Source organism: Pseudonocardia halophobica (genome assembly GCF_050948485.1).
GTDB lineage: Bacteria > Actinomycetota > Actinomycetes > Mycobacteriales > Pseudonocardiaceae > Pseudonocardia > Pseudonocardia halophobica.
Genome location: NZ_CP192046.1, coordinates 7,426,805 through 7,452,853, shown reverse-complemented (window position 1 = coordinate 7,452,853; position 26,049 = coordinate 7,426,805). Strand labels below are relative to the sequence as shown.

At 70.8% G+C, this 26,049-nt stretch carries 25 protein-coding genes; 12 read left to right on the top strand and 13 right to left on the bottom strand.

Features of this window, described 5'->3' with window-relative positions:
* Position 1: 1 nt before the first annotated feature.
* From ACQP04_RS35635 to ACQP04_RS35625, 3 genes are read right to left on the bottom strand one after another with little or no spacing between them, the layout of a single operon-like run.
* A complete protein-coding gene (locus ACQP04_RS35635) occupies positions 2-661 on the bottom strand; it encodes a hypothetical protein (RefSeq protein WP_433504823.1) in 660 nt (219 codons plus the stop codon).
* A complete protein-coding gene (locus tag ACQP04_RS35630; RefSeq protein ID WP_433504822.1) occupies positions 651-2,516 on the bottom strand; it encodes a type IV secretory system conjugative DNA transfer family protein in 1,866 nt (621 codons plus the stop codon). The genes ACQP04_RS35635 and ACQP04_RS35630 overlap by 11 nt, the downstream gene beginning before the upstream one ends.
* Positions 2,513-3,205, bottom strand: a complete 693-nt coding sequence (locus ACQP04_RS35625; RefSeq protein WP_433504821.1) for a DUF2637 domain-containing protein — start codon at positions 3,203-3,205, stop codon at positions 2,513-2,515. Before ACQP04_RS35625 ends, ACQP04_RS35630 begins: the two co-directional genes overlap by 4 nt.
* A gap of 888 nt (positions 3,206-4,093) precedes the next feature.
* Between ACQP04_RS35625 and ACQP04_RS35620 the strand changes: the two genes are divergently transcribed.
* The 9 genes from ACQP04_RS35620 to ACQP04_RS35580 all read left to right on the top strand — a co-directional run bounded on the left by ACQP04_RS35620 (position 4,094) and on the right by ACQP04_RS35580 (position 10,538).
* Entirely contained in the window at positions 4,094-5,203 is a 1,110-nt protein-coding gene (locus tag ACQP04_RS35620; RefSeq protein ID WP_433504820.1) for a plasmid pRiA4b ORF-3 family protein, read from the top strand.
* Positions 5,197-5,913, top strand: a complete 717-nt coding sequence (locus tag ACQP04_RS35615; protein ID WP_433504819.1) for a UPF0158 family protein — start codon at positions 5,197-5,199, stop codon at positions 5,911-5,913. Before ACQP04_RS35620 ends, ACQP04_RS35615 begins: the two co-directional genes overlap by 7 nt.
* A complete protein-coding gene (locus ACQP04_RS35610) occupies positions 5,892-6,683 on the top strand; it encodes an SWIM zinc finger family protein (protein ID WP_433504818.1) in 792 nt (263 codons plus the stop codon). Before ACQP04_RS35615 ends, ACQP04_RS35610 begins: the two co-directional genes overlap by 22 nt.
* Before the next feature lie 171 nt (positions 6,684-6,854).
* Complete coding sequence (locus ACQP04_RS35605) at positions 6,855-7,145, top strand: hypothetical protein (protein ID WP_433504817.1); 291 nt, start codon at positions 6,855-6,857, stop codon at positions 7,143-7,145.
* Complete coding sequence (locus tag ACQP04_RS35600; protein WP_433504816.1) at positions 7,126-7,557, top strand: hypothetical protein; 432 nt, start codon at positions 7,126-7,128, stop codon at positions 7,555-7,557. Before ACQP04_RS35605 ends, ACQP04_RS35600 begins: the two co-directional genes overlap by 20 nt.
* A gap of 95 nt (positions 7,558-7,652) precedes the next feature.
* The gene (locus ACQP04_RS35595; RefSeq protein WP_433504815.1) at positions 7,653-7,925 is read left to right on the top strand and encodes a hypothetical protein; all 273 of its coding nucleotides are present in this window, start codon (positions 7,653-7,655) and stop codon (positions 7,923-7,925) included.
* 340 nt (positions 7,926-8,265) lie between these two features.
* The gene (locus tag ACQP04_RS35590; RefSeq protein ID WP_433504814.1) at positions 8,266-8,829 is read left to right on the top strand and encodes an aromatic-ring-hydroxylating dioxygenase subunit beta; all 564 of its coding nucleotides are present in this window, start codon (positions 8,266-8,268) and stop codon (positions 8,827-8,829) included.
* Between the two features lie 17 nt (positions 8,830-8,846).
* A complete protein-coding gene (locus tag ACQP04_RS35585; RefSeq protein ID WP_412831624.1) occupies positions 8,847-9,188 on the top strand; it encodes a bifunctional 3-phenylpropionate/cinnamic acid dioxygenase ferredoxin subunit in 342 nt (113 codons plus the stop codon).
* 39 nt (positions 9,189-9,227) lie between these two features.
* Positions 9,228-10,538 carry an aromatic ring-hydroxylating oxygenase subunit alpha gene (locus ACQP04_RS35580; protein ID WP_433504813.1) on the top strand — a complete coding sequence of 437 codons (1,311 nt, stop codon included), beginning with the start codon at positions 9,228-9,230 and terminating at the stop codon, positions 10,536-10,538.
* A gap of 76 nt (positions 10,539-10,614) precedes the next feature.
* Here the strand turns inward: ACQP04_RS35580 and ACQP04_RS35575 are convergent, their stop codons facing one another.
* Positions 10,615-11,850, bottom strand: coding sequence for an NAD(P)/FAD-dependent oxidoreductase (locus ACQP04_RS35575; RefSeq protein WP_433504812.1), 1,236 nt, complete (start codon positions 11,848-11,850; stop codon positions 10,615-10,617).
* A gap of 214 nt (positions 11,851-12,064) precedes the next feature.
* Between ACQP04_RS35575 and ACQP04_RS35570 the strand changes: the two genes are divergently transcribed.
* Entirely contained in the window at positions 12,065-12,922 is an 858-nt protein-coding gene (locus tag ACQP04_RS35570) for an alpha/beta fold hydrolase (protein ID WP_433504811.1), read from the top strand.
* A gap of 7 nt (positions 12,923-12,929) precedes the next feature.
* Here the strand turns inward: ACQP04_RS35570 and ACQP04_RS35565 are convergent, their stop codons facing one another.
* The 6 genes from ACQP04_RS35565 to ACQP04_RS35540 form a co-directional block, all read right to left on the bottom strand.
* Entirely contained in the window at positions 12,930-14,174 is a 1,245-nt protein-coding gene (locus tag ACQP04_RS35565) for a multidrug effflux MFS transporter (protein WP_433504810.1), read from the bottom strand.
* 78 nt (positions 14,175-14,252) lie between these two features.
* Positions 14,253-15,305 carry a sugar ABC transporter substrate-binding protein gene (locus tag ACQP04_RS35560; RefSeq protein WP_412831631.1) on the bottom strand — a complete coding sequence of 351 codons (1,053 nt, stop codon included), beginning with the start codon at positions 15,303-15,305 and terminating at the stop codon, positions 14,253-14,255.
* Between the two features lie 118 nt (positions 15,306-15,423).
* Positions 15,424-16,476: an ABC transporter permease gene (locus ACQP04_RS35555; RefSeq protein ID WP_433504809.1), complete on the bottom strand. Its 1,053-nt coding sequence runs from the start codon at positions 16,474-16,476 to the stop codon at positions 15,424-15,426.
* 26 nt (positions 16,477-16,502) lie between these two features.
* A complete protein-coding gene (locus ACQP04_RS35550; protein WP_433504808.1) occupies positions 16,503-18,020 on the bottom strand; it encodes a sugar ABC transporter ATP-binding protein in 1,518 nt (505 codons plus the stop codon).
* Positions 18,021-18,197: 177 nt separating this feature from the next.
* Positions 18,198-18,911: an IclR family transcriptional regulator gene (locus ACQP04_RS35545; protein ID WP_433504807.1), complete on the bottom strand. Its 714-nt coding sequence runs from the start codon at positions 18,909-18,911 to the stop codon at positions 18,198-18,200.
* Positions 18,912-19,133: 222 nt separating this feature from the next.
* Positions 19,134-20,021, bottom strand: a complete 888-nt coding sequence (locus ACQP04_RS35540) for an alpha/beta fold hydrolase (protein ID WP_433504806.1) — start codon at positions 20,019-20,021, stop codon at positions 19,134-19,136.
* Between the two features lie 180 nt (positions 20,022-20,201).
* Here ACQP04_RS35540 and ACQP04_RS35535 point away from each other — a divergent pair, with 180 nt between their 5' ends.
* On the top strand, positions 20,202-21,605 hold the full coding sequence (locus ACQP04_RS35535; RefSeq protein ID WP_433504805.1) for a DHA2 family efflux MFS transporter permease subunit: 1,404 nt from the start codon (positions 20,202-20,204) through the stop codon (positions 21,603-21,605).
* Between the two features lie 97 nt (positions 21,606-21,702).
* Here the strand turns inward: ACQP04_RS35535 and ACQP04_RS35530 are convergent, their stop codons facing one another.
* On the bottom strand, positions 21,703-22,590 hold the full coding sequence (locus tag ACQP04_RS35530) for an alpha/beta fold hydrolase (protein ID WP_433504804.1): 888 nt from the start codon (positions 22,588-22,590) through the stop codon (positions 21,703-21,705).
* Positions 22,591-22,635: 45 nt separating this feature from the next.
* Positions 22,636-23,532: an alpha/beta fold hydrolase gene (locus tag ACQP04_RS35525; RefSeq protein WP_433504803.1), complete on the bottom strand. Its 897-nt coding sequence runs from the start codon at positions 23,530-23,532 to the stop codon at positions 22,636-22,638.
* Between the two features lie 231 nt (positions 23,533-23,763).
* On the opposite strand from ACQP04_RS35525, the gene ACQP04_RS35520 reads away from it, so the two are divergent.
* Positions 23,764-24,768 (top strand): aldo/keto reductase, encoded by a 1,005-nt coding sequence (locus ACQP04_RS35520; RefSeq protein ID WP_433504802.1) that lies wholly within the window; start codon positions 23,764-23,766, stop codon positions 24,766-24,768.
* 50 nt (positions 24,769-24,818) lie between these two features.
* Here the strand turns inward: ACQP04_RS35520 and ACQP04_RS35515 are convergent, their stop codons facing one another.
* Positions 24,819-24,968: a hypothetical protein gene (locus ACQP04_RS35515; protein ID WP_433504801.1), complete on the bottom strand. Its 150-nt coding sequence runs from the start codon at positions 24,966-24,968 to the stop codon at positions 24,819-24,821.
* Between the last annotated feature and the right edge of the window lie 1,081 nt (positions 24,969-26,049).

Here is a 26,049-nt window from a genome sequence, read left to right as displayed (position 1 = left end):
GTCATGGTTGGTGGCTCCGGAGGTGGAGTTGTTGTTCGTGGCGGGCTTGGGCGATGAGGTCGTCGGTGACGGTCGGGGGTGAGCCGGTGGTGGTCCAGGCGGCGCCGATGGCGCGCAGCTGAGTGGCCAGTGGTGCAGTGGCCTGGCGCTGCGGCAGGTACTCGCCGGGGGCGTGGCGGGACAGCTCGCAGGAGCCCGCGGCGGTCTTGATCCGGCGCACGACGCCGGGGCGGAGGCGGTCGTGCCAGTCCCCGACCTTCTGCCACGAGGGCCCCGAACGCGCCGCTGAGCCTGCGCCGGGCGGGGTGAGGCCGTAGGCGTCGTTGTAGGCCCCGCGCAGCCAGCGCAGTTCCTCGACGATGTCGGCGTGCCAGGCCCAGCAGGACGGCAGCAAGGCGTCCGAGTAGCGCAAATACACCGCGCCGAGCCAGTCGGCGAGGTCCCCCAGATCTGCGACGGCTGCGTCGACGTCCGGGGTGCCCAGCCACGGCCGGACCGGACTCGCTGGCGCCTGCGGCCCGCCGCCGGCCGGCGCGGCAGCCAGCTCGGCGAGGGTGCCCGCCAGCTCGCGCACCAGGGCGTCGAGTTCGCCGAGGCGGCGCGTGGTGCGCTCCAGCTCGCGGGACAGCGCGACCACCCGCGCCTCGGCATCAGCCGCCACCGCGCACCTCCCATACCCGCCCGTTGCGCACCCGGCTCGCGGCCTCGGCGGACCGGCCCACGGGCTCGTCGCCGGCTGCCTGCTCGGGAGTGGAGGGGCTGATGGGAGGCGCAACGGGAGACGGGAGATCCGGGTGGGAGACCTCCCGCCCGGCGGGAGAACCTCCGGCGTCCGTCTCCCATCCCTCCCACGTGGCTGTCCGCTGCGTGCGGGTGTGGGTGCGGACGTCGCGACGCTTCCACGCCATGCGCACCCGCCCGATGACCGGTGCCATCCCGCGGCGGATGAGCAGCACCCGTCCGAACGGGAGGTTCGCCAGCTGCGCAGGCGCGATCACCGGGACTCGGCGCACCGTCCGCGACAGCACCGCCCCGTGCGCGTCGGTCGTGATGACGGGCTCGTCGCGCTCCCCGGCCAGGGCGGCCCAGTAGGCGAGGTCGTCGCGATCGCGGGTCCCGCCGAACACCATCACCGAGGCGGAGTTGTTCATGATGATCGCCGCACCGGTGTCGCCCCACCGCGAGATCAGCTGGGCGCGGGACTGGAAGGCGGCCACGATCGCCACGCCGCGTCCGCCCATGTCCGCGGTCCATGAGGCAAGCGGTACCGGCGAGATCAGCGCCGCCTCGTCGAGGGCGAGCAGCAGCGGCGGGTCCAGCCGGCCACCGGGCTTCCGAGCGGCCAGTCGACGAGCCTCACGGGCGATATGCCCGGTCAGCGCACACACCAGCGGTGCGGCCTGGGTTTCCTCCGCCCCGAGCAGATAGACCGTCGCGCGGCTACGCAGTAGTTCCGCCAGGTCGAGCGCCGGCAGTCCGTTGCGTCGCGATGCCGCCGCTGACGCGGCGGGAGAGGAGAGCCAGCCCAGCGCGGGCATGACAGTGGAGGTGATCGAGGAGCGGGTCCGCTCGTTGGTGGTGAGGAACTGGGTTGCGTCCTGCACGAACGAGGGCACCGGCGACAGCCGCAGCAGCGAGGTCACCTCGTGCTCGTGCTCGTCCGGATCGGCCACCCACGCCAGCACCGCGTGCATGTCCCGCCCGCCCAGCGCGGCCGCGTGCACGAACGCGGCCAGGACCCGGCGGGCCTGGGCCTCCCAGTACTCCCGATCCCCACCACGACCAGCCGAGCCGACGGCAAGCAGATCGGTAGCGCGCTCGGCGGCAGTGACGGGGTCCTTGCACCCCTCTATAGGGTCGAAGCAGACGGTCGAGGCGATCCCGCCCAGCCCGACGGCGTTGAACACGTGTACAGGGCCCCGCCAGGCGCGCAGCCCCCGGGTGAGCTCGTAGAGGTCGGTGCGGGTCGAGGTCACCACCGCCGCGCCCGGCGCGTCGACGAGGCGCCCGGCCAGCCAACCGGTCTTGCCCGTGCGCGGGCCTCCGAAGACGCACACGACGTCCTCGAGCAGTGACCACACCCGCAGCAGCCCGACGCGACACAACGAAAACGCGATCTCGGTGGTCGGAGTGCTCGCCCGCTCGACGCGGGAGCGCACCGTCAGCGACGGCCGCACCACCGCGGCCCGACGGCGCACAGCCGACGCGCTGGCGGTGCGGACGATGTCGAGGGTCGAAGCGACGCCCGCCTTGCGACGCGCCCGCTCGCCCCAGCGGCTCACCGTCGCCGCCGAGCGGGCCCGGCGCTGCAGCACCACCGAAGCACCGATGACCACCATCCCGACGAGGCAGCCCACCGCAGCGAGGCCGCCTGAAAGTGCCGCCCACGCCTTGGATGCCAGCCCGATCGTCAGCAGCGCGAGAACGAGCGCAACCAGCCACCGATGCCGGCGCCAGGCCCGGACCCCGACGAGAACCACCAGGCAGACTGCCGTCACGAACACGAGGACGCTCATAAGGTCCTCCGCTCCTGTGCCACCGACCCGCGGTGAGCGCGAATGAGCTGCTTGGCCACGTGCTCGGTGACCCCGAGCTCGCGCTCGAGCCGCACTCGACCCGCTCCGCGGGCGATCAGCTCGATCGCCCGCTGCTCCGTCTCACGGTCGCGGCCGCCGGCGTGCGCCCCGGCAGACTCCTTCTGGTCAGGGGCGTCCTGCCACCAGCCGCCCGGATCGACGACCTGCAGCGGCCGAGTCATGTCGGCCTCGGGCTCGAACGCGCCATCGGAGACCGGCGCGACTTCGGCTGGCGCGTCCGCGGGCTCGTTCTGGCGGGTCACCAGGATCAGCAGCTCGAAAGACAGGGCCAGCGCCAGAGGCGGCCATCCCGACACGATCCACGACAGCGGTGTCGGGGCCGCGGCGGCGACGTTCGCACCCAGCGACGCGGCCAGGCCCAGAATCAGGCCGATCCACGGCAGCAGGCCCGCGCGCAGACCCGCACGTCGGCGCACGAGCATCACCATCGACGCGGCCACGAGCAGGCCGTCGACAGACAGTGGGATGAGGTGGGCACGCCACCCTTCCCCTGCTTCCGTCGCGAGCTCGTGCATGTGGACGTAGGAGGCGACGGCAGCGACCGCGGCCACCACCGACACCGAGGCGACGGTGACCACCCGAACCCAACGCGGAGTAGGCCTGGTCATCGCCCACCACCGCTGACGTCAGGACGGCCTCGTTCCGCGCTGCCGCCCGAGGCAGAGAGGTACTTGGTGTGCTTGGCCATCCGCTCAGCTGTGATCATTACGCCCCGCGGGGCGCACATCGCGCAGAGCGTCGCGCAGCCGACGCCATCAGGCGTCTGAATGGTGTCGACCATTAGCCCGCCGCTGCGTTCGCAGCCCGCGCATCGGGCAGCTCGGGGGCAGAAAGTGATTTCGTGGGCGAAGGCCGGTTGCGACCTGTCGAATTGACGATCCGGGTCAAGGTTGCGCTCGGCACAGGCGCCGGCGTCGGACAAGATGTGCACGGGTCAGCTCCAGGGGCTGATCAAGTCCCCGGGCCGGTGTTGCCTCACCGCGTCCCGGGGGCGTCCTACATCGGGGCTTGGGGTTAGTCCGATGTGGGCGGTCCGCGCCTAGTCCGCACGAGGTCCGCCAACTGCCACCAAGAGCAGTCGGCCTCAACTCGTAGACCTGCAGGTAAAGACCGGTTTCCGTCGATCTCCACCAAGGTCCACCAAGGACTGGAAACTACTCGTAATGCGTAGGTCTGGGGTTCGACTCCCCAAGGCGGCTCCATTTTCGCAGGTCAGAAGCCTGTATGAAGGATCATTCCTCCGCCGCGTCATCGGCGGGGCCTCCTTTACTGACATCGTCCCTGGTCAGCGCGTCATGGCGTGGCTTCCCTCGGTGCGCGTTAGTCATCGTGTGCATCAGAAGCGTGAGCGGCATGAGAGGCCGGGGCTGGGTCGCAGCCAATCAGTGATCTGGACTGATGCCGGTGATTCAGATAGCCGCAGTGAGCACATGGGCCGCGTCACCGCCGGCCCCGAGCGGTCCGGGCGCCGCGAATCGTCGGTACCGTGCCGACCCATGCGGACCGTCCGGCTGCGGATCACCATGCGGGACGTCGAACCGCGGGTCATCCGGGTGATCGATGTGCCTGCCGCCGTCACGCTGGCCGAGCTGCACCAGCTCCTCCAGGTGGCGCTCGGCTGGACTGACAGCCACCTGCATCTGTTCATGGCCGACGGGGTCCGGTACGGCGTGCCGGATCCGGATTGGGAGGACGACCTCCGGCCGCGCGACGAGGCGAGGGTCCCATTCCATGAGCTGCCGGCGCGGTTCGAGTACCTCTACGACTTCGGCGACAGCTGGGAGCACGAGGTCGAGGTCGTCGGCGCGGGTGGTGAGGGTCCGGGCTGTGTGGAGGGCGAGGGTGCCTGCCCGCCGGAGGACTGCGGCGGTGTGCCGGGGTACGAGCACCTGCTCGAGGTGCTCGCCGACCCGAGTCACGGGGAGTATGAGCACCTGCGTGAGTGGGCGGGTGAGCTTCTGGTCTTCGACCGGGAGGCGACGGACGTGCTCGTCCGGCAGACGGTCGGCCAGGTGCCGGAGAGTGTGCGGATCGTGCTGGATCTGCTCGCGGGCGGGGTGAAGCTGACGCCGGGCGGACGGCTGCCGCGTTCGGTCGTGCGGGCGGTGCAGGAGCGGCGGCCCGACTGGTACCCGCTGGACCGGCCGGCGTCGATCGAGGAGGACCTGCCTCCGCTGGCGGTGCTGCACGACATCCTGCGCAAGGTCGGGCTGGCCCGGCTCGCCCGCGGGGTGCTGAGCCGCACTCGGGTGGCGGGCGACGATGTCGAGGTCGTCCGGCGGTTGCGCCGCTGGTTCGAGCCGGGCGGGTACGAGGAGATGCTGGCGACGACGGCGGTGGCGGTCCTCGCCGCGTCCGGTCCGCTCGCACGTGAGGATCTGCTTCGCCGGGTCGTGCCGCTGATGGGCGTCGGGTGGGGCGTCGACGGCCGGGCGTTGACCGACGAGGAGCACGAGTCGTCGTTGAGCCGGATGTCCGCGGAGCTCCGCGCGCTCGACCTCCTCAGCGGCGCGTGGCGCACCTGGGAGGCGGGGCCGTCCGCGCGCACCCTGCTGCCGCACGCCACGATGTTGGCCTCGTTGTTCGCCGGCGAGCCGCCATGGTGACCCGGGAGGACCGTCGGGACTGGCTCCGGCAGCTGCGCGGGGCCGTGTACCGCGGGGACGGGGCGGCGATCGTCGGTCTCCTCGCTGCGGGCGAGCCGCTCCCGGTGTGGCAGCTCATCGGGGACGGGGTGGCGACGGCACTCGCTCACCGGGTCGACGGCGCGGCCGAGCTTGCCGCCGACTGTGCCACTGCCCTGCGCGGCCGGGACTGGATCGGCGACGTCGAGCTGGCCGAGCAGCTCGACGGGCTCGCGGGCACCGGTCCGATGCCGCTGCTGCGGCCGCTCAGCGTGGATCTCGAGCTGCTGACCGAGATCCTCGAGGGCGATCCGCTGACGACCGGGGGCGCGCTCGACCTGCAGACCGGCGAGGTATGGCCCCGGTCGGCGATCGAGTATCCGGAGGAGGACGGTGTGGACGTGGAGGCACCAGACTTCGAGGACGGGGATCGCTTTCGCTGGGTGGACGGCGACTCCCGCGACGGCTACCGCGACATGGTCGACTTCATCGACACCGTCGCCGACGCGCGGCTCGGGGAACGCCTCCGGGATGCCATCCGCGGCCGCGGCGCCTTCCGGCGGTTCGCCGACACGCTCGGCCGGAGCTCGCAGGACGAGCTGAGCCGCTGGTTCGAGTGGAGTGGCGAGCGCAAGCGCGGCCGGGCTCGGGCCTGGCTGGCCGACGTCGGGTGTCGGGTGGCGAGCCGCTGACGCGCCTCGACATCGCGGACGTCGAGCGGCTGGCCGATCCGGTCACCTTCGGGCGCGGCCGCGATTACGCGGAGGGAGGTGCGGTCGGGCGGGTCAGGCATGTCGCCGACGGGGTGCGGGCCACGGTGATCGGCTCGGAGCCGTACGCCGTCGAGCTGGACTTCGGGCCGGACGGCTTCGGGTTCCGCTGTTCCTGCCCGGTCGGAGTGTCGGGGTCCTTTTGCAAGCACTGCGTGGCGCTCGCGCTCGTGGCAGCGGGATCGCCGAACGACGCCCCCGATCCGCGGGCCTACCTGGAGACCCTGAGCCACGACGAGCTGATCGACATGATCCTCGACGCCGCGGGCCGCGACGAGGTCCTGCATACCCGGCTCGCGGCGGCCGCGGCGGACCCCGATGCACCGGAGTCCCTGCGGCGCCTCCTGCTCGACGCGATCGTCCCGCGCGGATACGTGCGCTACGACGAGGCGTACGGCTACCTGCAGGCCGTGGACGCCGTCGTCGACCGGGTGGAGGCCTTGTTGGCCGTGGGCCGGGCGGACCTGGTCCTCGAGCTCACCGAGTACGCCGCGGACTGTGCCGAGCGGGCTGTCGAGTATGTCGACGACTCGGACGACCTGCTCGGCGGAGTCTCCGACCGCCGCGCCGATCTCCATCTGGCGGCCTGCGAGGCGATCCGTCCCGATCCTCGCGAGCTTGCCCAGCGGCTCCATGCCCGCGAGTCGAGCGGTGGCGATCTCGCCATGTTCGACGACGCGGTGACGCGCTAGGCCGACCTCCTCGGCGAGCCAGGGCTCGCCCGCTATCACGAGCTCGCCGAGCAGGAGTGGGCTGCGCTCGCCGAGCATGCCGACCTCTACGAGCCGGCCCGCCTCCGCGTCCGGAGCACCCTGGAGGCGCTCGCCGCCCTCACCGGTGACGTCGATGCCGAGGTGGAGGCGATGGCCCGCGACCTCACGTCCGCCTACCAGTTCCTGCGGATCGCGGAGCGCCTCCTGCGCGAGGACCGCCACGACGACGCGGTGCAGTGGGCGGAACGCGGCCTGGAGATCCACGGTCTCACCGACGCGCGGCTGGTCGACCTCGCGGCTGCGGAGTACCACCGGGCAGGCCGCGGGGCGGCTGCGGTCGATCTGCTCCGGAGGGTGCTCGATCGCGCGCCGAATATGCCTACCTACCAACGGCTCGCGGAGTTACGCCCGGCGGGCCGGGATGTGGGCGGATCGGCGTGACGAGGCGTTCGCCCGCCTCCGCGCCGAGGTCGACCGTCGCGAACCGCCCCGGTACCGGTGGCAGCCGGCTGCCGACGCCTCGCTGCTCGTGGAGGTGCTGCTCTGGGAGGGCGACCCTGACGCCGCCTGGGCGGAGGCGCAGCGAGGTGGCTGCTCGGGCCCGACGGTGATGCGGCTGGCCCGAGCCTGCCGGGAGCTGCGGCCGGGTGAGGTGATCCCGCTCTACCAGCGCGAGATCGAGGCCGCGATCGGACACAAGAACAACTCCGCCTACGCCGAGGCCGTCGAGCTGCTCGGCGAGGTCGAGCCCCTGTTCGAGGCGGACGTGTTCGCCGACCACCTCGCCGCGCTGCGCCGTACGCACCGGGCCAAACGCAATCTCATGGCCCTCCTCGCCGCGCGGGGCTGGTGACGTCGCGGGGGCGACGGCCGCCTCCCGGTCGCGTTCTGCCCAGCAGTCGTCGAGCCGCCTCGATCGCGATGGTCGAGCGGTGGCATACAGGCACAATGAGCACCACGCCCGAGACCGCGGACTCGTTCGAGGTCGTCGTCAGCAGTGACGGGAGCCTGACGGTTGCGGCCGCCGAGCTGGCGCGCCATGGTGTGCGTCCCGGAGCCCACCTGCGGCTGTCGAAGCCCGAGGTAGTCAGTCGTCGAGGTGGTCGTTCGGCGGGCAAGCTCGCTGGTCTGGTGCCGGACGAGGTGATCGAGGCGTGGTCACAGGCGTTCGGTGACGACCGGGCCGAGCGTCGTTCCGCACTCGGGCCCGTCGCCGGGTGAGAGTCGTCGCGGACTCACATTCGCTGCTCTGCTACCTGTTCACTCCGGATCGGCTCTCGGAGCCGGCGTTCGACGCTCTGGGTAACGCCGAGGACAGCGACGGGCTCGTTCGGGCACGTCTACGACTCAGGGCGCCACCCCGAGCACGGGCAGGCCTCCACTGATCACGACCTGAGATGTCGTCTGTATGACAGGCAGGTCACCGCCTCGTGTGGCGGCCGCACCTGTTCCGATGAGCGGTCCGGGCGACTCGTCCCGCCGCGTCGGAGCTACCTATCGTCGAGCCCTCCGAGATCCGCATCGCGTTCTCCCCTGAAAGGTCCGCGTGGTTGTTGTGACAGTGATCGAGCGTGACACCGAGTCCGAGGCCTTCGCCCCGGCTGCGAGCGCGAAGACGGCCCAGGAGCTCTGGACGGAGCTGAACTCGTTCTACATCGCCGAGGCGTGGTTGCTCGACGACCGCAAGATGCACGAGTGGCTGGACCTGTTCACCGAGGACCTCCTCTACTTCATGCCGCGCCGCAAGAACGTGCCGAGCCGCGAGGCGCACCGCGAGGTCCCGCCCTACGGCACCGACCTGCCGTTCTTCGACGAGGACCGCAACATGATGCTGGTGCGCATCCAGCGCATGGACAGCGGCATGGCCTGGGCGGAGGAGCCGCCGTCGCGGACGCGCCACCTGGTCGGCAACCTCGTGATCGAGGGCGTCGACGAGGACGGCACGGTGCACGCCAAGACCGCGTTCATCTGCCACCGCTCGCACGCCGAGTACGACACCGCGCTGTACTCCGGGTACCGCGAGGACGTCCTGCACCCCGTCGACGGCTCGTGGAAGATCTCGCGCCGCACGATCGTGCTGGACGTCAACGTCGTCCTCGACAAGAACATGGCGATCTTCTTCTAGGAGAGAGACCTTCTCTGATGAGCGACCAGGACGACGAGCGGTGGACGACCGCCGGCCGGGTCGGCGACCTGGCCGAGGGCGACGCCGTGGTCATCACGAGCCCCGGCTGCCCGGTCCGGGCGCTGTTCCTGGCCGGGGGCGACTACTACGCCCTCGACGACGTGTGCTCGCACGGGAAGTCCTCCCTCTCGGAGGGGTTCGTCGAGGGCACCTCGGTGGAGTGCGTCCTGCACGGCGCGCTGTTCGATCTGAGGACGGGCAAGGCGCTCACGATGCCGGCCACGGTCCCGATGACCACCTACCCGGTGCGGGTGAGCGACGGCGAGATCCTCGTCCGCGACCGTCCCCACGAGAACTGAGCACGCCGAAATTCCCCGAACTTGCGAGAGGTGACTGCGGTGGCAGGAACGAAGTACGAGATCCTCGACCCCGAGACCGGCTGGCTCGACCCGTCGATCTACACCGACCCCGACATCTACCGCCAGGAGATGACCAACATCTTCGGTCGGGCGTGGCTGTTGATCGGTCACGAGAGCCTGATCCCGAACCCCGGTGACTTCTTCCACACCTACATGGGTGAGGACCCGGTCATCCTGTCCCGCGGGAGCGACGGCTCGATCAACGCCCTGCTCAACATGTGCCGCCACCGCGGGGCTCGGCTCGTGCGGGCCGACGACGGCAACTGCAACAACTTCGTCTGCAGCTACCACGCCTGGACCTACGACCTGGACGGCAAGCTCGAGTACGTGCCGGGCGAGCAGGAGGTCTACTACGGCGAGCTCGACCGGTCCAAGCTGGGTCTCAAGCGCGCCCGGGTGGCCACCTACGCCGGCCTCATCTTCGCCACGTGGGCCGAGGACGCCCCCAGCCTCGAGGACTACCTGGGCGACGCCCGGTGGTACCTGGACATGGAGTTCAACCGCAGCGGCAAGGGCACCTACGCGGTGGGCCCGCACAAGTGGATCCAGCCGATCAACTGGAAGACAGCGGTCGACAACTGCTCCGACTGGTACCACGTACCCGTGTCGCACGCCTCGGCGGCCAACGCCATGTTCCGGGTGCTGGGCACCCCTCGGTTCACCCAGGACCGGCTCTTCAACATGCACGGCCGGGCGGCGTTCGTGAACGGGCACCAGGTCCAGTACTTCAAGATGCCCGAGGACAACCTGTCCGGCGAGTCGATCCCGACGGCCACCGCCGAGGAGCAGACGGCCGAGGCGGTCGAGCGGCTCGGCGAGTTCCGGGCGAAGTCCGTCGTGCTGGGCACCCACAGCCTGTTCCCCAACACGGTCCTGGGCTTCCGGCTGGCGATCCCGCGCGGCCCGCTCAAGACCGAGTTCTGGCACTTCGCCCTGGCCAGCCACGCCGACACGCCGGAGCAGCAGCGGGAGGTCCTGCGCGTCCACACCGCGCGCAACGGCGTCACCGGGCACTTCGAGGCCGACGACGTCGACAACTGGCGGCAGGTCTCGGAGTCGGGCCTCTCGGGGACCTACCGCGAGATGGGACAGCGGGTGAACCTCGGCATCGGCCACAGCCACACCGACGACGTCTTCCCCGGCCAGCTCTCGGACAAGTTCGTGTCCGAGAACAACCACCGGTTCTTCTACCAGCGCTGGCAGGAGTTCATGAACGCCGATTCGTGGGCCGACATCTCCCTCGACCCGCAGAAGGCCCAGTACGAGGGCACCGCGGGGATGAACGAGTAGCGCGAGCACCGGCCCACGACGCCGGCGGTTCGGGGGTGGACCCCGAACCGCCGGCGTCATCGTGTCGGGCCGGGAGTTACGACGCGAGGGGGCGGGCCGGCCGGGGCAGCTTGCGCAGGTCGGTGGTCGGGTCCGCCAGTGCCGCGGGGTCGACGACGACGCCTGCTGCGATGAGCCGCATCGCGGCCCGCACCTCGCGCCCGCGATTGACGGCGAACACCCCGCGGACCACGCCGTCGCGCACGTGGAACGCGCTGAAGTCCCAGCCGTCCCGGTCGCCGCGGACGACGACGTCGACGCTCGCGTCGAGCATCCCGGCGATCTGGATGTTGTGCTCGAACTGGTCGGACCAGAACCAGGGCACGTCGCGCGCCGGCACCTCCTGTCCCAGGATCGCCGCCGCCGCGACGTCGGCCTGCTCCTGTGCGTTCTGGAACGACTCGAGGCGGACCATGCCCTGGCCGTGCCACCCCGGCTGCAGCGTGACGTCGCCCACCGCGAAGACGCCCGGATTGCTCGTCGCGGCCCGCTCGTCCACGTGGACGCCCCCGGCCACGGCGAGGCCGGCCGCCTCGGCAAGCTCGGTGGCGGGCTCGATCCCGACGCCGACCACGACGACGTCGGCCGGGATCCGGTCGCCGCCGCCGATCTCGACCTCGCGCACCCGGTCGTCGCCCAGGAAGCGGTGCACGCCGGTGCCGAGGCGCACGTGGGCACCGCGCCGGGCGTGCTCCTCGAGCACGAACGGGCCCCAGACCGGCCCGAGGGAGCGGGCGAGGGGAACCGGAGCGTGCTCCAGTACGGTCACCTCGCAGCCCACGCCCAGCGCGGTGGCGGCGACCTCGGCCCCGATGAAGCCGGCGCCCACCACCACGACCCGGGCGCCGGCGACGAGTTCGCCGCGCAGCGCCAACGAGTCCTCGATGGTGCGCACCTCGTGAATGCCGCCGAGCTCTTCGCCCTCGACGCCCAGCCTGCGGCCGCGACCACCCGTGCAGAGGACGACGGCGTCGGCCCCGAGGCGCGTCCCCGCCGACAGGGCGACCGCCGACTCGGCCGGCACGATCTCGTCGACCCGCTGACCGAGGCGCAGGTCCACGTCGATACCGGCCCAGTCGATCGGGAGGACGAGGTCGTCGGGTTCCTGCGCGCCGCTGAGCACCTGCTTGGACAACGCCGGACGCTCGTACGGCGGCGTCGCCTCGGCCCCCACCAGGGTGATGCGCCCCTCGAACCCGCGCGAGCGCAGCGACCGGGCAACGGTCCCGCCCGCCAGGTTCGCCCCGGCGATCACCACCGACTTCGGCGTCATGAACGCGCGCCCGGGGTCGTGCGGATGGCGGCCCGGAAGATCGTGCTCATCATGCACTCACGCTACGGACGAGTGTCGCCGTGACCCACCGTCCCGGTCCGGTGGCCGGACCCGGTCCGGCGATCGCCGACGGTCCGTCGAGCGGATCACCGTCGTTGACCGCGCGACGATGCCGGGGGACAGTCGCGCTCGCCGATCTCTCTGGAGGTGCCACGTGGGTCTGCTCGACGCCCCGCCGCAGTTCGCCCGCTCGACCACGGGTCCGGACGGGCCGGTGCACTACGTCGCCGTCGGCGACGGTCCACCGCTGGTGCTCGTCGCGGCGTGGGGCCCACAACCCGGCACCACGGCCTGGCTGACCTACGCCGGCGTCCTCGAGCGGCTGGGCGCCGGCCGCCGGTGCATCGCGGTGGACCTGCCCAACTTCGGGCGGACCGGGCCGCTGACCTTCCACGAGCCGGCGCACGATCCCGCCGCCCGCGCGGTGGCGGCGGCCATGGACGCCGAGGGGATCGCCGCGGCACCCGTCGTCGGGACGTCGATGGGGGCGACCACCGGGATCGTCCTCGCGCTGAGCTCGCCCGAGCGCGTCACCGGCCTGGTCGTCGGTGCCTGCCACGCCTCGACGGGCGGTGACCCCTACCTGCTCGCACCGTTCCCGTCCGAGTCGGGGGTCGCCGCCGCCGACCTCGCGGAGGCACCCGACGACGAGGGCGCCCTGCGGCGGTTCCTGCGCACGCTGTTCCACGACCCTGCCATGGTGACCGACGAGCTGGTGGCCGACACGATGGCCTTCCGCAAGGAGCACCCCGAGCACCTGCACGCCGGGGCGGCGTCGGTGAGCGTGGCCCACAGCAACATGGCGCTCCTGCCGGAGATCACGGTCCCGATGCTGGTGATCCACGGCCGGTTCGACCGCATGGTGCCGTTCGAGCAGGGCCTGATGATCAGCAGCTACGTGCCGCAGGCCGACCTGGTGGCCCTCAACCGCTGCGGCCACTGGCCCCCGGTCGAGCGGCCCGCCGAGTTCGCCGACCAGGTCGAGCTCTTCCTTCGGCGCAACGGGCTCTGAGGACCGGTCAGCGCCGGCGACCGGCCAGCAGGCTCAGCGCCGCGAGCGTCGTCGCCGTGGCGCACACCCCGGCCAGCGCGCCGACCCCGGACCCGAGCAGCCCGATGACCGGGGTGGCGAGCGCGGCGATCCCGAACTGAGCACCGCCGAACAGCGCGGAGGCGGCGCCGGCGGAGTCGCCCCCCTCACGCTGCACCGAAGTGATCACCGCCGGGGTCACAATCCCCATGCCGATCATGAAGACGGCGAAGGAGATCCACGCGACGGCGAGCCCGTCGGCCCCGCACAGCCAGGTCACCAGGAGCAGGAGCGTCCCGCCGAGGGCGACGAGCACGCCCGCCCGCAGCAGGTGGTCGACCCCGAACCGCCGGGCCAGCCTGCCGAAGGCGAACCCCGCACCGACCATCCCGACGCAGCTGCTGCCGAACATGACGCCGTAGCCGGTGGGCGACAGGCCGTAGATCTCCTGGAACACGAACGCCGCACCGGAGATGAAGGCGAACAGCGCGCACGCGGTGAAGGTGCCGGCTGCGAGGTAGCGGAGGAACGACGGCCGCAGCGCGAGCCGCCACATCGCCGCCAAGCTGTGGTGGATCCCCCCGGACGTCCTGCGCTCCCGCGGGAGGGACTCCGGGACGAACGCGAGGATGCCGACGAGTAGCACGGCACCGATGCCCGCGAGCACACCGAAGACGGTCCGCCACCCGGCCAGCCCGACGATCACGCCCCCCACGAAGGGGGCGAGGACCGGGGCGACGCCGGACACCATCGCCATGTAGCTGAAGTAGCGCGGGACCTCCTGCAGCGAGAACCGGTCCGCGAGCACCGCCCGCGACAGGACGACGCCCGCGGCACCGAGCAGGCCCTGGAAGAAGCGTGCCGCGACCAGCACGCCGACCGATGGGGCCACCGCGCACAGTAGTGAGAACGCGATGTACCCGACCGTGCCCACCAGGAGCAGGGTCCGCCGACCGCGCGAGTCGCTGAGCGGCCCGATCACCAGCTGACCGGCTCCGAGGCCGATGAGGAACGCCGTGAGGGTGAGCTGGACCTCGACGTCGCCGACCCCGAACCCCTGCGCCATCTCGGGCAGGCCGGGGATGTACATGTCGATCGACAGCGGTGCCGTTCCGGCCATCAGGCCCAGGACCGCGATCAGCACCCAGCGGTGGCGCCGGCGGTGCGGGGGATCAGCGGTGGGTGCCGGGGTGGACGACGTGGTGGGGACGGCGCCGATCGTGCCGTCGGACATGGGGATCTCCTGCTCTCGGACGCACGAACGCCCCTCGGTGCCGGAGCACCGAGGGGCGTCCGCGTGGATCGGGCGCGCTCAGTTCGACGTCGTGTAGTCCAGCGTGTCGAAGGTGATCTGCCGGTCGGCCGGGGGCACGTACTGGCCGATCGTCTCCTTGGTGACGAACGTCGACTTGAGGACCGTGTTCTTCGGCGCCGTACCGTTGAGGACCTCGTTGGCCAGCTTCACGAACAGCCACCCCGCCTCCGGGTTGTTCGGGTCCCATGTGCCGGTGAGGCGACCTTCCTGGACCGCCTTCACGGCGTCGGCGTCACCGTTGGAACCGGTGACGACCACCCCGTCGTTGCTCATGTCGTAGACGGTCTTGCCTGCCGCGATCACGGCGGCCGAGGCCCCGAGCGCCGAGGCGTCGTTGTACGCCCACACACCGCCGACGTCCGGGTAGCGGGTGAGCAGGTCGGCGACGAGCTTCTGCGCGCCGGCCGCCTGGTCGGTGGTGTTCGACACGTGGCTGACGATATTCAGCCCGGCCGCCTTCGCCGCCTCGGTGAAGCACTTCACCACGGCGTCGATCGACGGAACGCCGTCGAGACCCACCGTGATGATGTCACCACCCGGGTGCGCCTTGGCGTACAGCGCGGCGGACTGTTCCATGGGTCCGCCGGGCGCGCAGGTCGAGGACTCCTGCCAGAGGGTCGCCGAGATCCCCTCGCCCTCGGAGTTGACGCCGACGATCGGGATGCCCGCGTTCTCCGCCTGCTTGTAGATGCCGACCGTCGCGCCCGGGTCGAGCGTCCACGAGCCGACCACGTCCATCTGCCGCTGGATCATCGTGGTGATGTTGGAGATCTGCGTGCTGGGGTTGATGTTCGAGTCGTACATCGTGTACTCCCAGCCGACCGACGCCGACGCGGCCTTCGCGCCCGAGTCGAACTGCTGCTGGCCCGGCTGGGCGGCGACCGGGGCCGCGTAGCCGAACTTGGTCCCGGCTTTGAAGCTGCCGTCGCCGGTGCCCGAGGCGGCCGAGCCGCTCCCGGAGGTGGTGGGTGCGGTCGACGAGCTGCAGCCCGTCAGGGCCAGCACCAGGGCGGCACCCGCTGCGGCCGCTGCGGCCAGTGTCTTTCTCACGCGAATCTCCAAGATGTGGTTCGGGGACCGGGCGGTGGGAGCGCTTCGGATCGATCTGGTCGTGCAGTCGGCCCGGTGCGCGGCGCAGGATCGCCACGGGCCGAGGTAGGAGGTCCGCTCAGCCGACCTTGCTCGTGATGGCCTTGCGTCGCAGCCGGATCCCACGATCGCGCAGGACACCGATGCCGACCGCGAGGATGAGGATGGCGCCGTTCACCGTGCCCTGCCAGAACGCCGGGATCTCGCTCAGCGTCATGCCGTTCTGGATCACGCCGAGGAACAGGACACCGATCATCGTGCCGAGCACCCCGCCCTCGCCACCGGTGAAGGCGGTGCCGCCGATCAGCACCGCGGCGATCGCCGTCATCAGCAGGGTGGGGTCGGATGCCGCGGCGGCGCCGGTGAGCCGCCCCACGGAGACCATCCCCGCGAGCCCGGCGGCGAGGCCGGCGATGAGGAAGACGAACAGCACCATCATCGCGGTGTTGATGCCGTTCAGCCGCGCGGCCTCGGGGTTGGAGCCCATGGCGAACAGCGAGCGGCCGAAGGCGGTGTAGCGCAGCACGAACGCCGCCACGAGGAGCACGACCGCGTCGAAGATCATGAGCAGCGGGATCGGCCCGACGGTGCCGTTGACGAACTGGTAGATCGGGTCGAAGCCGGGGGTGTCGTAGACGCTGATCGTCGCGCCCTTGTTCACGATCAGCGCGAAGCTGGCGAGGATCGACATGAACCCGAGCGTGACGACGATCATGGAGATCTTCACGTAGCTGATCAGGACGCCCTGGACCAGGCCGATCACCAGGCCCGCAAGGATCGGCGACGCGATCGCGACCCAGGCCGGGAGCCCGGCCTGCAGCGCGAGCCCGAGCACCATGCCGGTCGCGCTCAGCGCCGAGGCGGCGGACAGGTCGAAGCCACCACCGATGATCACGAAGGTGGCACCCAGCGCCAGCAGCAGGATCACGCTGTTGGACGCGACGATGTTGGTGATGTTGCCCCAGCTGAGAAACACCGGCTGGGTCAGCGCGAGGTACACGCAGACCACCACCAGCGCGATGACGACTCCGGTGAAGCGACCGAGCGACAGGCGCGGGCGGCGCCTGGCGGGCGCGACGTCCGCCGGCGAGGTCTCCGCGGAGAGGACGGGATCCTTGTCCAAAAGAGTCATGACGATCCTTCTCGAGAGCGGTGCGACTAAGCGGCGGCGGGCTGCGGGCGCCCGGACACGGCAACTGCGGCAACGGTCTCCTCGTCGAGACCCTCGGCGGCGAACTCGGCGTGGACGCTGCCGCGGTGGAACACGATGACGCGATCGGCGAGGCCGAGGATCTCGGGGAGCTCCGAGGAGATCAAGACGACGGCGGCGCCCTCGCTGACCTGCTCCTGCAGCAGTGCGTACACCTGGCTCTTCGAGCCGACGTCGATGCCGCGGGTGGGCTCGCTGAGGACGAAGACGGTGCAGCCCCGCGCGAACGTGCGCCCCAGCACCACCTTCTGCTGGTTACCGCCGGACAGCGTCGAGATCCTGACGTTCTCGTTGGCGGCGGCCACGCCGTAGCGCGTCATGCCGTCCCGCACGAGCTTGGCCTCCTGACGGACCCGCAGCACGCCGAGCTTGGACAGCGTGCCCCGCCACGCGAGCGCGAAGTTCTCGGCCACGCTGCGGTTCGGCAGGATCGCCTGACCCTTCCGGTCGTCGGGGACGTAGCCGACCCCGTTGCTCACGGCCTGACGCGGGTTGGTGATGGAGACCTCCCGGCCTCCGACCTCAACGGAGCCCTCGGAGGGGATCGCGCCGCCCAGGGCCATCCCGAGTTCCGCCTTGCCCGACCCCACGAGGCCGGCCACGCCGAGGATCTCTCCGCGGCGGACCTCGAACGAGGTGGGAAGCAGCGCGCCGTCCAGGGTGTGCAGGTCGGTGACCTTCAGCGCGACGGCGTCCGGGATGACGTCGCGGGAGCCGAAGTAGTCGTCGAGGTCGCGGCCGACCATGAGGCGCACCAGGGCGTCCTCCGGGGTCTCCGGCAGTGGCACGGTCCCCATCAGCCTGCCGTCCCGCAGCACCGACGCGACCGAGCAGGAGCGGTACAGCTCCGGCATCCGGTGCGAGATCATCAGCACCCCGACGCCGCGGTCGCGCTGCTCCTCGACGATCTCCAGCAGGCGGTCGGTCGCGGCCTCGGAGAGCGAGCTCGTGGCCTCGTCGAGGATGAGCAGGCGTGCGTTGCTGGAGATCGCCCGCGCGATCTCGATCTCCTGCTGCAGCTCGAGGCTGAGGTCGCGCACCGCAGTGCGCGGGTCCACGTGTACCCGCAGGTCGTCGAGGACGGCCTGAGCGTCCCGCACGCACCGGTCCCAGTCCACCGTCCCCCAGCGGGTCCGCGGCATGCGCCCGAGGAAGATGTTTTCCGCCACCGACAACGACGACGCCAGGGTCAGTTCCTGGCTGATCGACACGATCCCCAGCGCGAGGGCCTTGGCCGGTTTCGTGACCACCGTGGGCACACCGTCGATCTCTATCGTGCCCGCGTCGGGCTGGTGGGTGCCGTTCACGATCTTCGCCAGCGTCGACTTCCCAGACCCGTTCTCCCCGGTGAGCGAGTGCACCTCGCCGGCGTTGATGTCCAGTGACACGTCGTCGAGCGCTCGCACGCCGGGGAAGGACTTGGAGATCCCGGTGAGCCGGATGAAAGGCGCCGTGCTGTCGGTCATCTCGTGTCCCCTCTCGTTCGGCGGCCAGGGCGTGTCTCCGAAGTGGAAGGACCTGCCCTCGGGGGACATCCTGAGTCGGCCCGCCTCGAGCGCGTGCCGGACGCGTTCCGCTAGCCGGACCTCCGACGTGAGGGTTTGCGTGCCGGAAACAGCATGTCGGTGTTGTTTCCGCGCGGCTCAGGGGAGCTGGGCCGCCAGCCGCGCCGCCTGTTGCTTGATGCTGCGCTGCAGCTCGACGGCCTGCTCGGGGCGTGCCGGGAGCGGCATCGCGAACGCACCGACGACCGTCCCGTGCCGGTCGATCACCGGCACCCCGATGGAGCTCGCCCCGACGTGGACCTCCCGGCGCACCACGGAGTAGCCGGCGCGGCGGACGTCGCGCAGCTGCAGCGCGAGCTTGGTGGGCGCGACGGTGCTGAACGGCGTCACCCCGCGCATGGGGCGTGCCACGACCGCGCGGAACAGCTCGGGCGGGCTGAACGCGAGGATGGCCTTGCCCGCCGCCGTGCAGTGCAGGGGCGCGCGAGTGCCGACGCCCATCCAGCCCGTCGCCTCGTCGACCGTGCCGGAGATCTTGGCTACGCAGCGGACGTCGAGACCCTGCCGCACGGACACGGTCACGGGCAGGCGGAACTGGGCGAACAGCTCGACGGCGAAGGGATGACCGATCTCCCGGAGCGACTCCCGGGGCGTCACCAGCTGGCCCAGCTCGGCCATGCGCCGGCCCACGACGAACCGGCCCTCGACCCGTTCGATCACGCCCCAGGCGAGTAGCTCGCCCGACAGCCGGTGCACCGTGGTCTTCGACACGCCGGCCTCGCGCGCGAGGGCCGAGAGCCCGATCGGACCGTGGTGGGCGATCGTCTCGACGACTTTGCGGATCTTGTCCACCACGGTCTCCGCGCCAGCGCGCGGAGGCTCGTCATGTCCTGCCGCGGGCTGCGGTTCGGTCAAGGCACGCGCCTCGGCGATCGAAATCATGTCGTCGGGCCGTGCGATGGGGGGAGTCACAGCCCGTGATCACCTCCGGAGAGAGTCTCACCCGTTCAGATGTCATCGACGTGACCCGCTCGGGTCCGCAGGTTTCGTCAGGAGGGGCGAGTCACGGCCTCGTCACTCCCCGTCGACGGGCATGTCCAGCCACGCCTTCACCAGTCCGGCGAAGTCCCGGGGCCGCTCCTCCTCCATGTGGTGGCCGGCGTTGTCCATCAGGTAGAAGTCACCGTGCGGCACGGTGTCTGCGATGGACTTCGCGTACTCGTGAGTGGCGAACACGTCCTGCCGGCCCCAGAAGACGAGGACCGGCGCCTGCACGGTCCGCATCAGCTCCTCGAGGTCCTCGGGCGTGCCGCTCATCATGTTCTCGGCCGTACCCCACGTGGAGTGCGGGCCGGGCTGCTGCATGTAGTGCCAGCGCAGCTCGAGGTTGTTCTCGTCGACGGCGGCCGGGTCCCAGTACTCCAGCCTGATCATGATCTCGCGGATCTTCTCCTTGGTGGGCCCCTCGCCCTGGGTGAAGCCGCCGACGAGCTCGCGGGTCAGCGCGCCGAGCTCCGGGGTGAGCGGGCCCGCGCCGCGGTGCATCGGCTCGCTGCCGGTGAGCACGAGCCGGCGCACGAGCTCCGGGTGTCGCGCCGCGAGCGCGAGCGCGGCAGAGCCGCCGACGGAGTTGCAGACGAAGTCCGCCGACCCGATGCCGAGGTCCTGCAGGGCCAGTGCGACGTGGTCGCCCTGGAAGGTCCAGCTCTTCGCCATCGACGGCACCGCGTCGGAGTAGCCGTAGTTGAGCATGTCGACCAGGACGCAGCGCCGGTCGGCCGCGAAGTACGGGATGGTCGGCCAGTAGTCGGTCCACGAGGTGCACCCCGGGCCGCCGCCGTGCAGGAAGACGGTGGGGCGACCGCCCTCGCCGACCTCGGCCACGTGCAGCTTGTGCTCGCCGGCGGCGACCAGCCGTCCGGCGGGCGCACCCAGGGACTCGGCGATCGTCGTGGTCGTCATGGAGGCGCTCCTCGGGGCCGGGCGGGCAGTGTGTCGCGGGCGTGACGCTAGGGAAGGCGGCCCTTCCCGTCCGCCGGGCCGGTCCGCTCAGCGGTCTGCGCCGCCGTCCGGATCGCTGGTTCCGGTGAGCGAACCGGGCGCGTTGACCCTCTCGGACGAGGTCCGAAATCTACGGGGGTGGTGATCGCCAGGACCATCGACGCTCTCCGGCGACGCCGGGCCTCCGCCCGGGCGGCGGTCGCCGTCGCCTACGTGGCAAGCCTGCTCATGGCCGCGCTGGACACGCACGTCGTCAACGTCATGCTTCCGACGCTGACGGTCGAGCTGGACAGCCGGCTCTCCGCGGTGCAGTGGACCGTGCTCGCCTACGTGCTGGCGTTGGCGATCACTATGCCGGCGTCGGGGTGGCTCGCGACGCGGTACGGCGACCGGCGGGTGTTCCAGGTGTCCCTCGGGGCGTTCACCGTGGCGAGCGGGCTGTGCGGGGTTGCCCAGAACCTGCCCGAGCTCATCGGCCTGCGCGTCGTCCAGGGCGCGTCGGGTGGGCTGGTCATGACCGTCGCGACCTCGATGCTGTACCGCATCTACCCACCCGAGCAGCGTGCGCGGCTCGTCCGGACGCTGCTGCTGCCCATAGCGGTCGGGCCGGCCCTCGCCCCGCCGCTGGGCGGGTTCCTGGTCGAGCACCTCTCGTGGCGTTGGGCGTTCCTGGTCAACCTCCCCGTCGGCCTGGCCACGATGGCGCTGATCGCCCTCGGTCTGCCGCGCGACCCGCCGGGCAACCCGGGTCGCTTCGAGCTGCGGGGCTACCTGCTCGCCGGGGTCGGGCTCGCGGCGGTGCTGCTGACCCTGACGCAGGGACCCGAGTGGGGCTGGGCCTCGCCCGCCGTCCTCGTGCTCGCCGTCCTCGGTCCTGCGGCCCTGGCCGTGTCGGTGGTGGTGCAGCTGCGGAGCAGCGCACCGCTGCTCGACCTGCGGCTGCTCAGCGGCCGGCTGTTCCGGCAGACCAACATCGCCACCGCGTTCCAGACGGCGACCTTCCTCGGCGGCATCCTGTTCATCACGCCGATCTTCCTGCAGGAGACGGCTGGTTCCTCCCCGTTGCAGGCCGGTCTGGTGATGTCGCTGGTCCCCTTCGGTGTGGTCATCTCGTCCCAGACGGTAGGACGGCGCTATCACGTGTTCGGTCCGCGTCTGATGTCCGTCGTCGGCCTCGGCCTGCTGGGGGCGATCTGCCTCTGCCTGGCGCTGTTCGGGGGCTCGACCCCGATGTGGGTGCTGTGCGGGCTGATGTTCCTCGCCGGTCTCACCAACGGCAGCGCGATGGTCGCCCTGCAGGCATCGATGTTCGCCCAGGTCGGTCCGGAGCACATGGGATCGGCGTCCACCATTCTCAACGTCAACCGGCAGGTCGCCACCGCGATCGGCGTCGCCGCCGCGACGATCCTCTTGACGTCGCTCGCGAGCGGCGGCTTCCGCCTGGCCTACCTCGCCACCGCGGTGTTCGCGCTCCTCGGGGCGCTCGCCGCCGCCCGCATCCTCGACTCCGAGGCCGCCGACACCATGAGGTCCCCGACGGGCTGAGATCGCCGGCTCGTGACGCCGGTGCGGAAACGAAACGTCCCGCCGGCACCGGGACTCGGTGCCGGCGGGACGGTGTCGTCGAGCTGCCGGTGTTGGACTACTGGTTGGTGTCGGCCGGGAGGTCGAGCCAGGTCTTTACGATGGCGGCGAAGTCCTGCGGGCGCTCCTCCTCCATGTGATGGCCGGCCTGGTCCATGAGGAACACGTCGCCGTAGGGGACGGCGTCGGCGATGGACAGCGCATAGGCCGGCGTGCCGAAGACGTCGTAACGACCCCACAGCACGAGCACGCGGCGCTTCACCTCGGCGAGAAGCGCTTCCAGATCCTCGGGGTCACCGGCACGGACGCTGCCGCTGCCCCAGGTCGACGCCGGGCCGGGCTGCTGCAGATAGTGCCAGCGCAGGTCGAGCGTCGTCTCGTTCACCGCGGCCGGGTCCCAGTACTCGAGCTTGATCATGATCTCGCGGATCTTCTCCCGGGTCGGGCCCTCACCTTCGGTGAAGTCGGTGACCAGCTGCCCGATGAGGTCGCCGAGTTCCGCAGTGAGCGCTCCGCGCCCCCGGAACAGCGGCTCGCTGCCGCTCAGCACGACCTTGCGCACGAGGTGGGAGTAGTCGGCTGCCAGCACGAGGGCCACCGAACCGCCCTGGGAGTTGCAGACGAAGTCCGCGTTCTCGATCCCGAGGTTCTCCAGGGCGGCGGCCACGTGCTTCGCGTGGAACGCCCACTTGTCGGCCGGGTACTCCGCGGCGCTCGAGTAGCCGAAGTTCAGCAGATCGACCAGCACGCACCGGCGGTCGTCGAAGTAGGGGACGGCGACCCCGAAGTCGGTCCACGACGTGCAGCCGGGACCGCCGCCGTGCAGGAAGACGGTGGGGCGACCGCCCTCGCCGACCTCGGAGACGAACAGCTCGTAGTCTCCGGCGGGCACGAACCTGCCGGGAGGTGCGCCGAGCTCCTCGGCGCCGGTGGTCGTCGCAGTCATCGAACTCCTTGTGCTCGCAGGGGTGGAACGGCAGGGGAGAGGCGGTCAGCCGGCGGCCGGCTTCTGCAGGTAGCCGTCGAGGAACGACAGCACGTGCGCCGCGTACTCGGCCGGCTTCTCGAACGGGACCCAGTGCCCGGTGTCGCGCAGGACGACGAGGCGCGAGTTGCGTGTCAGGTTGAGCGCGTTGATCCCGATCTCGAACGTGCACATACGGTCGTTGCGGCCCCAGATGATCAGGGTCTCGGCCTCGAGCTCGGCCATCTCCGGGGCATGGTCGTGCGGCGTCGAGAAGCTCTTGCCGGACGCCTCCAGAATGTCCGGGCGTGACAGGTAGGTGTCCCGCACGTACTCGACGAGCTCCGGGGTCACCAGGGCCGGGTCGTCGATGTGCACCTTGAGGTAGCGCTCGAAGTTCTTCGCGCTCGGGTCCTCGATCACCTCGAGGGTGGCGCGAAGGCCCTCCTCGGGCTCGATCGCCATCAGGTACTCGTTGCGGTAGCCGCGGTTGGTGCCGACGTGACCCGCGCCCCATACGAGCTTCTTCGTCCGCTCGGGATAGGTGTAGGCGAAGGCGAACGCCGTCTGACCGCCCTGGGAGTTGCCGACGACGTCGACGCGGTCGATCCCGATCGCGTCGAGCAGCCCCTTGGCCTGCCGGGCGTGCAGCCCATGGATCTGCTCCTGGAAGACGCGCGGCCCGCTCTCCCCGTAGTTCACCAGGTCCATGAGGATGCAGCGGTAGCGCGCGGCGAAGTACGGGACGACCTTGTGCCACGTGATCCAGGCGTTCGACCCCGGACCGTAGCTGTGCAGGAACAGGATCGGCTCGCCCTCACCGATGTCGTGGTAGTGCATCGGCGTGCCGTCGACTACCACGGACCGGCCGGCCGACTGGTCGGTCAGGCCGTTGCTGGTGACGAACGGCGATGGCGAACTCATGTACTGCGCCTCCTCGGAACTCGTGGTGCGAGCGTAGGAAGGCGCCCGGCCCCGGTGACGCGCGTCGGTCCGCTCAGGGGAACGCGCGGCGAACTTCTGCGCCTTCGGTTTGCTGGGCAGAACAGCGGGCTGGGCCGCGGCCGCCCGATGGTCGAGCCTGAGGAGCCCGGACGTGGCTGCGGCCGCGAGGTGCGGTGTGTCGTCCGTCCGTAGACCAGAGAGGGACCAGTCGTGGAATACGCCACCGTGGGCGCTTCGGGGGTCGAGGTGTCCCGCGTCGCGCTCGGGACAGCCACATTCGGGCTCTCACCACGCGAGGACGACGTGGCAGGTTTGGTGGGGTTGGCGAGGGACCTCGGAGTGACCTACTTCGACACTGCCAACTCCTACGGGAACCAGCCGGGGTATGCCTGGCCCGGGGTCCCGCGCTGGCAGGACCGGGCCTCGTCGGAGGAGCTCCTGGGCCGCGCCCTGCGCGGAGCAGGCGACGAGGTCGTCGTGGCGAGCAAGGTCGGGGAGCCGCTCGGGGAGGCCCGTCCGACGAGTGAGTGGCGGGGCCTGCTGACGCGCGAGCACGTCGAGGAGCAGCTGGCCGTCAGCCGCCGGCGCCTGGGCCGCGAGCGGATCGACGTCTACTACGCCCACCTGCCGGACCCGCAGACGCCGCTCGAGGAGACCGTGTCGGTGTTCAGCGACCTCGTCGATCGGGGTGACATCGGAAGCTGGGGCGTCTCGAACTACACCGGGGCGCAGACGGCCGAGGTGGTGGCGACGGCGGCGGCCCTCGGGGCGCACGCGCCGATCGTCCACCAACCGCGCTACAACCTCGCGGACCGCTCCGTCGAGCACGATCTCGTCCCCGTGCTGGAACGGGCGAGGATGGGGCTGGCGGCGTACAGCCCGCTGGGCATGGGACTGCTCGCCGGCCGCGCGGCAGCCGAGCGAAGCTGGAGCGGGCACGCCCGGTGGGGCGGGAGCGGCTTCTCCGACGACGAGATCGAGGCCGCCGGACGCTTTGAGGCCGCCGCGGCGTCCGTCGGCCTGCCCGCGTCCCAGGCGGCGATCGTGTGGCTGCTCGGTCGACCGGGAGTGACGACCGTCGTCGTCGGCGCGACCTCGGAGAAGCACCTGCGGCTCGCCTGCGGTGCCCCGGCGGTCGAGCTGGACGACACCGGACGGGCGGTCCTGGACGCCGTCGACATCGGTCAGGAGCGGGCCGACGCCCTGGGTGGATGACGCCCGAGCCCGGTCGTGAGACGAACGGCGTGACCCAGCCGGATGGTTGCTCAACCGGACGACGGGAGCTCCTCGAGGGCGACGCGCAGCGCGTCCGCGAACGTGGGCACGTGGCCCTCGCCGAGGGCGATCGGCGGCCGGACCTTGAGGACGTTGTCATGCGGCCGGGTGGAGCTGACGAGGACGTTGTGACGGCGCACGGCTTCTTGACCGCGACGGCAACGAGTCGGGCCGCCGCGACGCCCGGCATCGCGAGCGAGGCCGCCGAAGGTCGATGGGCTCCGAGAGACCGGAGGACATCGTCTGAACCGCGTTCAGTTGATGGCATGGCTCGTGGCATGGGTGAGGAGTTCACCGTGGTCGATCAGAGCGTCGGGTGCCGTGAGCCGCGCGATCGGTGCTGGTAGAGCGCTGAGCGACGCACACCGGTTGCCTCGTAATGCGTAGGTCTGGGGTTCGACTCCCCAAGGCGGCTCCATTTTCGCAGGTCAGCGGCTTGTCGAGCGATCTTCGACTTCGCCCGTACCTGCGTCGCCTCCTTCTGATCCATTTGCGCTGGTCAGCGCCATGCAGCGTGGCCTCCCTCACTGTGCGTACGTCATCCCGAGCGACAGAGGCAGTATTGGGCATAAGTGGCGGGCCCAGGCCGTGATCGACCCCCTATGCGCTCACATTCCGGTGATGCCAGCTGTCGTGGCGAGCATTCGACTTGCGGGGTACTTCTTCGGTGATGCCACGAAGACTCCCTTCACAGCCTCTCAGTCATGATCGTCGATCTCCGTGCAAGCGGGAAGTTCCTCGCCGCCGCTCAGCGCGGGTGTGTCGTGACATCAGACGTGACCCCCGCCGCCGCAACCACCTGACCGAGATCATTCCGGCTAGGCCGCATGCCGAGGCTGCCGAACCCGGGTGCGCGACGTCCCGGCAGTGGCAGGACGTCGCCTGCCGGGCGAGAACGACGCCGGCGCCGGCACGCTCGATGATGCAGGTTCGTCTCAAGTATGACCGGGCGGCAGCGCGCTGCGCGGGTATGCCGCGGATCGGTCCGAGTTGCCTCGCCGGTACAGGTGTGCAACGGCGTGCGGGTGGTAGTTGCTGCGTTTGTTGCAGTCCCTCTTGTCTGCAACGGCCGTGTCGACCGGACCTGAACGCCCAAGGAGGCTCGATAGATCTGACAGCGACGACGACGGTGCGCAGACCTCTATCAGAGGTGTACCGGTACTGACCCTGCGGACGGGACAGTGCCACGTGCAGCGGTACATGACGCCGCTGCTGCGGCGG